The organism is Staphylococcus sp. EG-SA-2 (assembly GCF_017152085.1).
Window position 1 is genome coordinate 1 of sequence record NZ_JACYHC010001282.1, and the last position, 9,357, is coordinate 9,357.

A 9,357-nucleotide genomic window follows, 5' to 3' on the forward strand; every position below is an offset into this window, starting at 1 on the left:
ATAAAGCAGTATATTTTTTGATTATCTGGAATTTCAACAATACGCTTAATAGATTTTAATTCAGCCATAAAATAACTATCGCCTGATAACACATCATCGGCATTTGCCATTGACGTGAACACAATTCCAGGTTGATATACAAATTTGCTTGCGGTAACTGTTTGTATAGCCGATGCAAGAATAATGTTTATTGCTATGGATTTCATAAATGTTGATTTACCCGAAGCATTAGACCCAGTTAACAGTATATTTTGTGAAAGTGAGAAATCATTGGCTACTGCATCTGCTATGAGTGGATGTGTTAACTCAGAGAATACTATGCCATCATTTGTATCATCAATTTGTGGTTCAGTATAACATTCTAGCGTTCTACGATACATTGCTAATGCATAATGATTATCTAATTCAGCTATGTAATCGAAACAATTTTTAAGCTCATTCATATGTGTTGTATAGCTTTTTTGAATTGAATGAAATAAAACATAATCAAGCATGAAAATAAGTTTAACTAGTTTAATTACCATAGCTCCGATATCTTCATCATTAACTTCAGCTAAAACACTCGTTAAATGACGTGCTGTTCTAAATTGCTTAAAATTGACTTCAGGTTGTGGAGCATGTTTAATTTTTGAGATAGTATAGCCTTGTTTTAAAACATTGGATGCATAAAAGATAGATTTTAAGTCATCCTCATATGTACGCTTTAAAGTTGCTGATAAAATGATATTAAATAGGCAACTCATAAGAAATAATAAAATACCAACTTGTGAATTAATAAATATAACTGCAAATGAGATAACTGGTAAAAACGGGCATAGAAACAATATATTTTGACGTTTTACCGGTGTGATTTGGTCTGGAAATGTTGGATAAACAGTTTTACCAATCAAAGCTAAATGATATGTTACGTTTTTTCTAAATTCAGCATTATCATTAAATAAACTAAGTAATGATTTGTTCGTAATTGAAAGCATTCCACGTAAACAGGCATATAGCTTCATTTCACCAATAGCTGTTAAATTATAATTCATCTTATGAAAAATTGCATTCATATTTAAGTCGGACCAAGTTTTATCATCAACTAATGAATGTGATTCAAATTTTTCCTTGTAGAGCTTATACTCATAGTCGAAATGTGAGTTCGGTCTGATAAAAGCTTCTAATGGAGAAATCGTTTGCCATAATGTTTCCATAGATTTTAATAGACGTTGACGACTCATGTATCGTCCAACAATTCCTATTACAGATGTAAGTAGAATAATTGCTATAACAAATATTAAAAATGTTTGATTTGTGCTCATAAGTATCTCCTTATTTATTTTTAATAATAATAAAAATATACTTCAATAATATTATTATTTCATAAAGAAAGTGTCTTAACAATGAATTTTGATAAAAACAATGTCAATAGAGAACATGCGTACTTATCAACAAAGAGTGAATAACTTGTGGATAAAAGGTGTTGATAACGTCATTTATTGTGGATATCAGGTGGGAAAACAGAAAATAAATAATTGATTAGTGTTAATTTACTTGTGGATAACTAGGATAAGTCTGTGGATAGCTATAATATCAGCGTTTTTATTGTGAATAAAAAAATTAAAATTTGTAAAAAAATAACTCTAACTATAGCGAATTTACAGTTAGAGTTATGTATATTTTTATAGTTTTTGTTGTAATTCTTCCCATTTAGACATAGCGTGTTCTAATTTTTGTTCGCTATCTTGTTTTTGGATAGCTAATTCGTTTGCTTTTTGTGGATTGTTATACACTTCTGGTTGGGTTAATTGCTCGTCTATTTGTAAGATAGTAGTCTCTAAAGTTTCTATTTCATTTTCACACTCGGATATTTGTCGTTCAAGTTTGCGTTGTTCACGTCTTTGTTCTTTTTGGTTATGATACGACGATTGTTCCATAGACTTTTTATGTGCTTGTACGTTAACTGACTGTTCTTCTTGGTGCGCTTTCAACGCTTCGGCTTCCTCAACTTTTTCAATGTAATATTGATAATCTCCTAAATACATCTTTCCGCCATCAATTGTTAAATCAAATACCTTGTTTGCTAATTGGTTAATAAAGTAACGATCATGGGAAACAAATAGTATTGTTCCTTCAAAATGTTGGAGTGCTTGCTCTAACATTTCTTTTGAATCTATATCGAGGTGGTTGGTAGGTTCATCTAAAATAAGTACATTGTCACGTTGCAACATAAGTAGTGCTAGTTGTAAACGTGCTTTTTCACCACCAGATAAATCATTAATTATCTTTTTAACATCGTCTTGTACAAATAAGAAACGTCCAAGAACTGCTCGAATATCTTTTTCATTCATTAACGGATATTGATCCCACACATAATCTAAAATCGTTTTACTAGATTTAAATTCTGCTTGCTTTTGATCATAATAACCAATTTGTAAATTTGCGCCGAAAGTAATATCGCCATTAAGCGCTTTTTGTTGATTAGCAATAGTTTTAATTAAGGTCGATTTTCCAATACCATTTGGCCCAATGATTGCTATATGATCGCCTTTAGAGACCTCTATACTGATAGGTTTGGTAATTGCAGTTTGATAACCGATTTCTAAATTTTTTACATGCATGACGTCATTACCTGTATTCCGGTCAAAGCCAAATTGAATATTTGCACTTTTGGCATCTAACATTGGTTTATCAATGCGTTCCATTTTTTCTAAAATCTTACGTCTACTTTTTGCCATTCCACTTGTTGAAGCACGGGTAATATTTTTCTCAACAAAAGTTTCTAATCGTTTTATTTCTGCTTGTTGACTTTCATATTCTTGCATTCGTTTTTGATAATATAAATCCCGTTGCTGTATAAATTCCTCGTAATTACCAACATAGCGTTTGACATCACCTAAAGCCACATCATAAATTTGAGTAACTATTTTATCTAAAAAGTAACGATCATGGCTGATGATGACGATTGCACCTTTAAAATAACGTAGATAATCTTCAAGCCACTTTGTCGTTTCTAAATCTAAGTGGTTAGTAGGTTCATCTAAAAGTAATAAATCAGGTTCGTTTAATAGCATTTGAGCTAAAGATAAACGTGTTTTTTGGCCACCGCTAAAATCATTGATAGGTTTATTGAAATCTTCTTCACTAAAATTTAACCCGTGAAGTACTGTTTTAATTTTACTTTCATATTGATACCCTTCTAATTGTTCAAATTGATTCGATAAAGATTCATAACGGGACATATGTGTTTTATATGTATCACTATCGTAATCATTTGCATGTTTTGATAACCAATCTGTTTCTTCTTTGATTAAGCTTTCCATTCGTTTAATATGTTCAAATGGTTTTGACATTTCTTCAAAAACTGTTGCATTAGAATTTAAAGTCATTTGTTGAGTTAAATAACCTAGTTTTAAGTTTTTAATTTTTGACACATTTCCAGAATCATAGTTTTCTACACCAGCTATAATTTTCATCAATGTTGATTTACCGGCGCCATTTCTTCCTACGATACCAATTCGTTCACCAGTTTTTACTTCAAAATCAACATCAGTAAATATATCTTCACCATCGAACGATTTTGATATATGATTGAGTTGTAAAAGTATCATTCGATCTTCACCTTTCGTCTTTCTCAAATTTTATTAACTTATGAAAAAAGTCGTAATTATTACATTAATAACCATTTTACAGTATAAAACGCCGTCTTGAAACTAAGATATTTATTTTTAAAATTCAATAATGTATAATATTTAGGTATTCATTGTAATCAATTATTTGTTTTTTAATAATCTAACAATTACGCTCTAACTCGTTTGAATACATAGATATAATTCATTCAAACACGAAGGAGGAAATAGCGAATGAGTGACCAAGTTAAAATTCCTCGAGCAACTTTAAAACGTTTGCCGTTATATTATAGATTTGTCAGTTCATTAAAATCTAAAGGTATAGATCGTGTAAATTCAAAAGCGATTAGCGATGCGTTACAAATTGACTCGGCAACAATTCGTCGTGACTTTTCATATTTTGGCGAATTAGGTAAAAAAGGGTACGGATATAATATAGATAGTTTATTGGATTTCTTTAAATCTGAACTAAGCGAGAGTGACATGATCAAAATCGCAATTGTCGGAGTTGGGAACCTAGGGAAAGCTTTGCTCACATATAACTTTTCAATACATGACGATATGACGATTACAGAAGCGTTTGACGTAAAAGAAGATGTTATTGGCCAGAAAATAGGGAACGTTATTGTAAAAGATAACGATGAATTAATAACAACATTGAAGAAGGAAGAAATAGATGTTGTGATTCTAACTACACCAGAAAGAGTTGCACAGAAAGTTGCAGATGAACTCGTCCAAGCTGGTGTGAAAGGTATTTTAAACTTCACTCCTGGTAGAATTAATACGCCTTCAGATGTGCAAGTACATCAAATTGACTTAGGTATAGAATTACAGTCATTATTATTCTTTATGAAAAATTACAGTGAATAAATGTGATGTTAGCTTTGAATGATTAACCTTGTTATATCTTTAATTAATTATAGAACAGTCTGGGACTAAGTATGTCTCAGGCTTTTTCTGTTATGTTTGAAAATGAAAGGAAAAACTGTTGTGTTGATAAATATAGTATAGGTTAATAAATTAACACGTAGAGATATAATGATGAATCGTAATTAATCGCCTTCCTTATATGAATATAATATAAATATCAAAAATATTGTGTATAAGGTTGAAAACAAGAAAATCATCACCTATAATACATACTAAACTTATCGGAAATGAGGGGTTAGGATTATGTGGATGATTTTTAGTGGCTTAATTGTCGGGGGACTCTTAGGTTTTGTCATGCAAAGAACAAGATTTTGTTTAACAGGTGGCTTTCGAGATATGTATGTGCAAAAGAATAATAAGATGTTCTATGCATTATTAATCGCTATTACTATTCAAAGTATAGGATTATTGATTTTGACGGCAACAGATATTTTACAAATTCCTGCACATAGTTTTCCAATATTGGGAACAATTATAGGTTCTTTTATTTTTGGAATTGGAATAGTATTGGCTGGAGGGTGTGCAACAGGTACTTGGTATCGCGCTGGTGAAGGGCTAATTGGTAGTTGGATTGCATTAGTATTATATGCTGTTACTGCAGCAATCACTAAAACAGGGATTTTAAAGCCAGTAATGGATAAAATTAATCAACCAACGAATGTAAATAGTGATATGTCTCAAACAACTGGCATTCCGTTTTGGGGATTAGTCGTTATATTAACTATAATCACCATTTTTCTAGTTGTAAGAACACTCAATAATAAGAAAGTTCGAGTTGCTGTTCCAAAACTAAAGCAACGTTATACAGGTATTAGATATTACCTTTTCGAAAAACGATACCATCCATTTATTGCAGCAATTGTAATTGGACTTATCGCACTCTTAGCTTGGCCAATGAGTGCATCAACTGGAAGAAATGACGGTTTAGGTATAACAACGCCTTCAGCAAATTTAGTACACTTTTTGATTACAGGTGAAACTAAATTTATTGATTGGGGTGTCTTTTTAGTTCTAGGAATTTTCATTGGTTCATATATTGCAGCTAGAGGATCAAGAGAATTTAAATGGCGATTGCCAGACAAGATTACAATACGAAACAGTGCCATTGGTGGCATATGTATGGGATTTGGTGCGTCAGTTGCTGGTGGTTGTTCTATCGGTAACGGTTTGGTTGAAACGGCAACGATGACTTGGCAAGGATGGATTGCGCTAGCATCGATGATAGTTGGTGTATGGACAATGAGTCATTTTATCTTTGTTCGTCCAATGAAAAAAGTACAACAACAATCCGCAAAGGTTAAACAGCAAACGCAAATAGTATAGAAGATTATTATGCAAATGATGTTGATCAAATAAAAGTGATTGGAAAAGGAGAAATAATTATGATACACGAATTAGGTACAGTAGGAATGGTATGTCCATTTCCGTTAATTGAAGCGCAAAAGAAAATGGCAACATTGCAATCTGGAGATGAATTAAAAATTGATTTTGATTGCACGCAAGCGACGGAAGCCATTCCAAATTGGGCTGCAGAAAATGGTTATCCTATAACAAACTATGAACAAATTGATAATGCTTCATGGACAATTACAATTCAAAAAGTTTAACGTTATCATTTTAACAATAAAATAGATATTAGATTCTATGGCTACTTCCGCTAATTTAAAAGTGAGTAAGTAGTCTTTTTTGTTTTAGTTCATGAAATCATTTTTATATAGTGTGGCATATTTTATTTCAAAAGATGTAATAAAACTTAACGCATTTTTGCTTTTTATAAATTGTCAGATTATTATGAAAACAAGGGAGTGGTAAGTATGAATCTTAACGATACGATATTTATGTTTTTGTGTACATTATTAGTTTGGTTAATGACACCAGGATTAAGTTTATTTTATGGTGGGTTAGTTCAATCTAAAAATGCGCTTAATACTGTCATGCAAAGTATGGCAGCAATTGTGCTTGTTACATTTGTATGGATAACAGTTGGTTTTACAATTAGTTTTGGGAATGGGAATTTATGGTTCGGAAATTGGGAATATACTTTTCTTAATCATGTAGGTTTTGCGACTCAAGAAGATATTAGCCCACATATTCCTTTCGCTTTGTTTATGTTATTTCAAATGATGTTTTGTACGATTGCAATTTCTATTTTATCTGGTTCAATCGCTGAGAAAATGAAGTTTATTCCTTATTTATTATTCGTAGTAATATGGACTGCTCTTGTATACAGTCCAGTAGCACATTGGGTTTGGGGCGGCGGTTGGATTAATAAACTCGGTGTATTAGATTTCGCTGGAGGTACGGTTGTTCATATTACATCAGGTGTTTCTGGTTTAGTATTAGCTATTATGATTGGAAAAGGAAACAAACATTCTGAATCAACACCACATAATCTTATCATTACGTTGATTGGCGGTATATTCGTGTGGATTGGTTGGTATGGATTTAATGTAGGTAGTGCTTTTACATTTGATAATATTGCGATGCTTGCATTTACAAATACTGTCATTTCAGCCAGTGCAGGTGCTATAGGTTGGTTAATTTTAGAATATATTTTTAAAAAGACGACAAGTTTACTTGGACTTTTACTCGGTGCATTAGCAGGATTAGTTGTTATTACTCCTGCAGCAGGATATGTAACATATCTTAGTGCAACAATAATGGCTTTAATAGGAGGTATCTGTTGTTATATTGTCATTAATTACATCAAGGTAAAACTAAAATATCATGATGCATTAGATGCATTTGGTATTCATGGTGTTGGTGGTATTATTGGTGCTGTTTTAACAGCAGTTTTCCAAAGTAAAAAAGCCAATCCTGACATTGAGAATGGCTTTATTTATACTGGTGACATACATATTATACTTGTACAAATATTATGTGTAACAGCAGTTGTAATTTTTAGTATCGTCATGACGTTTATTATTGCGAAAGTAATTAAATTAATTACACCATTATCTGTTACGGAACAAGAAACGAATATAGGATTAGACAAGATTGTTCACGGTGAACATGCTTACTTTGAAGGTGAGCTAAATAGATTCAATAAACATATTCGATATTAGAATATATTTACATAGAATATTCATTGTCCTGACATTTAACTAAAGGTTGATGTTGGGACATTTTGTTATACAAAAGTTTTATTTTGAAATCTTTTTATGAAAGAAGCAGAAATATTATTTAAAGCGGTTACACATATGCTAAAATAAGGCTAAGTGTCACAAATAATGATAGGTGAATAAGTATGAAAAATATATCTGATATTGCCAAATTGGCAGGCGTTTCAAAAAGCACAGTATCTAGATTTTTAAATAATGGATCTGTCAGTAAAAAAACAAGTGAAAAATTAACAAGAATTATAGCAGAACATGACTATCAACCGAATCAATTTGCTCAAAGTTTAAGAGCGAGACAAACACACCTTATTGGTGCCATTATACCTAGAATGAATTCATATGCAGTAGATGAAACAATCAAAGGATTGGCAAAACAATGCCAAAAATATGAATCACAATTAATTTTAAATTACACAGGTTTAAATATCGAAGCAGAAATACAAGCGCTTGAAACATTAGCACGCAGTAAAGTAGATGGTATTGTTTTAATGGCTACAGACATAACAGAGAGACATATTGAAGTCATTAATAAAATGAATGTACCAATCGTTATTGTTGGTCAACAACATGAACAACTTCATAGTATTGTGCATGATGATTATAAAGCAGGTCAAATTATAGGCGAATGGATTGGTCAACAGGGATATCAACAAGTTGAAGTGTTTAGTGTAAGTGAAAAAGATATTGCAGTTGGTATACATAGAAAACGTGGTTTACTTGACCAGTTAGCTAAATACCAAATTAAACCTAATATACATGAAACAAATTTTACTTATGTGGAAGCACAAAAAGATGTTGCAAATGTTTTGGAAAATGTGGAGCAAGTAGATGCGGTTGTTGGAGCAACTGATACGATTGCATTAGCTGCCTATAAATATTATTCTGATAAAAATGATGTTATGAAACCACATCAAATATATGGTTTTGGTGGTGACCCAATGACACAATTAGTGTCTCCATCGATAAAAACAATTCATTATAATTATTTTGAAGCTGGCCAATGCGCGATGGAAGAGATACAACAGATGCTTAAAAAGCAAGATATGCCATATAGCGTCACAGTAGATGTTAATATTTAGACGCTGTATTTTTTAAAACAAATGTGGAACCGATACCATATAACTATAAATGGATAGGTTAAAAGTTAAAGAACGTAGGTAAAATTTGCTATAATAGAATATAAATTGTTAACAGCATAAATTATAAAAGGAGGACTGGGTAAATATTATGACCGAATGGACTAGAGAAGAACGTTATCAACGAATCGAGGACGTTGATACTGAGTATTTTAAAACATTAAAACAACAAGTTGATCAATCAAAATTTCGTCAACAATTTCATATACAACCAGAAACAGGTTTATTAAATGATCCCAACGGACTTATTTTTTATAAAGGGAAGTATTATGTTTCACATCAATGGTTCCCATTAGGCGCAGTACATGGCTTAAAGTATTGGTATAACTACACGAGTGATGACTTAATAAACTTTAAACCTGAAGGGCCAATATTAAATCCAGATACTAAATATGACAGCCATGGTGTTTATAGCGGTAGCGCTTTTGAATATAACGGGCATTTATATTATATGTACACAGGAAATCATCGAGATAATCATTGGCAACGACATGCGAGTCAGATGATCGCACGATTGAAAGAAGACGGTTCAGTTGAAAAGTTTCCAAAGCCAGTAATTAGCCA

8 protein-coding genes and 1 pseudogene are annotated in these 9,357 nt (G+C 31.8%); 7 read left to right on the forward strand and 2 right to left on the reverse strand.

Features of this window, described 5'->3' with window-relative positions; translation table 11 throughout:
• Nucleotides 1-1,301 (reverse strand): MutS family DNA mismatch repair protein (locus tag IDG60_RS20700; protein ID WP_206161133.1); only part of this gene is annotated, 1,301 nt, incomplete at its 3' end.
• Between the two features lie 88 nt (nucleotides 1,302-1,389).
• Here IDG60_RS20700 and IDG60_RS20705 point away from each other — a divergent pair.
• Nucleotides 1,390-1,518, forward strand: a complete 129-nt coding sequence (locus IDG60_RS20705) for a hypothetical protein (RefSeq protein WP_001792272.1) — start codon at nucleotides 1,390-1,392, stop codon at nucleotides 1,516-1,518.
• Between the two features lie 143 nt (nucleotides 1,519-1,661).
• Here IDG60_RS20705 and IDG60_RS20710 read toward each other — a convergent pair whose 3' ends face one another.
• The gene (locus IDG60_RS20710) at nucleotides 1,662-3,590 is read right to left on the reverse strand and encodes an ABC-F family ATP-binding cassette domain-containing protein (RefSeq protein WP_000602057.1); all 1,929 of its coding nucleotides are present in this window, start codon (nucleotides 3,588-3,590) and stop codon (nucleotides 1,662-1,664) included.
• 252 nt (nucleotides 3,591-3,842) lie between these two features.
• On the opposite strand from IDG60_RS20710, the gene IDG60_RS20715 reads away from it, so the two are divergent.
• The 6 genes and pseudogenes from IDG60_RS20715 to IDG60_RS20740 all read left to right on the forward strand — a co-directional run.
• The gene (locus IDG60_RS20715; protein WP_001283612.1) at nucleotides 3,843-4,478 is read left to right on the forward strand and encodes a redox-sensing transcriptional repressor Rex; all 636 of its coding nucleotides are present in this window, start codon (nucleotides 3,843-3,845) and stop codon (nucleotides 4,476-4,478) included.
• Between the two features lie 303 nt (nucleotides 4,479-4,781).
• A complete protein-coding gene (locus tag IDG60_RS20720) occupies nucleotides 4,782-5,861 on the forward strand; it encodes a YeeE/YedE family protein (protein WP_000266884.1) in 1,080 nt (359 codons plus the stop codon).
• Between the two features lie 59 nt (nucleotides 5,862-5,920).
• Complete coding sequence (locus tag IDG60_RS20725; RefSeq protein WP_000581076.1) at nucleotides 5,921-6,145, forward strand: sulfurtransferase TusA family protein; 225 nt, start codon at nucleotides 5,921-5,923, stop codon at nucleotides 6,143-6,145.
• Between the two features lie 207 nt (nucleotides 6,146-6,352).
• Complete coding sequence (locus tag IDG60_RS20730) at nucleotides 6,353-7,603, forward strand: ammonium transporter (RefSeq protein WP_001052270.1); 1,251 nt, start codon at nucleotides 6,353-6,355, stop codon at nucleotides 7,601-7,603.
• Nucleotides 7,604-7,785: 182 nt separating this feature from the next.
• Nucleotides 7,786-8,736: a LacI family DNA-binding transcriptional regulator gene (locus IDG60_RS20735; RefSeq protein WP_000790331.1), complete on the forward strand. Its 951-nt coding sequence runs from the start codon at nucleotides 7,786-7,788 to the stop codon at nucleotides 8,734-8,736.
• A 148-nt stretch (nucleotides 8,737-8,884) separates the two neighbouring features.
• A pseudogene (locus IDG60_RS20740) lies at nucleotides 8,885-9,357 on the forward strand (sucrose-6-phosphate hydrolase); the annotation flags it as partial.